This is a genomic window from Pseudomonas serbica, from assembly GCF_028823535.1.
In the GTDB taxonomy this organism is placed as follows: domain Bacteria; phylum Pseudomonadota; class Gammaproteobacteria; order Pseudomonadales; family Pseudomonadaceae; genus Aquipseudomonas; species Aquipseudomonas serbica.
In genome coordinates this window covers 1-305 of sequence record NZ_JAQIYM010000065.1, presented here as the reverse complement: position 1 = coordinate 305, position 305 = coordinate 1, and the positions used below count along the sequence as shown (strand labels likewise).

The window sequence follows — 305 nt, the reverse complement described above, 5'->3', positions numbered from 1 at the left end:
GTCGGTATGGAAGTAGTAAAGCTCCTGCTCTTCACCTTCTGCCTGATCCACCCGAGCCAACGGCGCATAACTCCCCGGCTCGTAGAGATACAGACTGCTCTGCCCCGGACGCTCTTCGCGCAACATCCGCAGGCCTTGCCACAAAAAGTGCTTCTGCTCGGTCTTGCCGTTGACCTCTGAAACCTTGCCAACCCGCCGCCCCAAGCTGTCATACCGATAAGAACCGGTACTCTCCAGCCTGCCATTCACCAACGTCTCAGCCCGCACCAACCGATTTTCACAGTCATAAACAAACGTCTGCAGCG

The 305-nt window shown here is 56.7% G+C and carries 1 pseudogene; it reads right to left on the bottom strand.

The features are described from left to right. Positions 1-305: pseudogene (locus NQL71_RS29765) on the bottom strand (RHS repeat domain-containing protein); the annotation flags it as partial.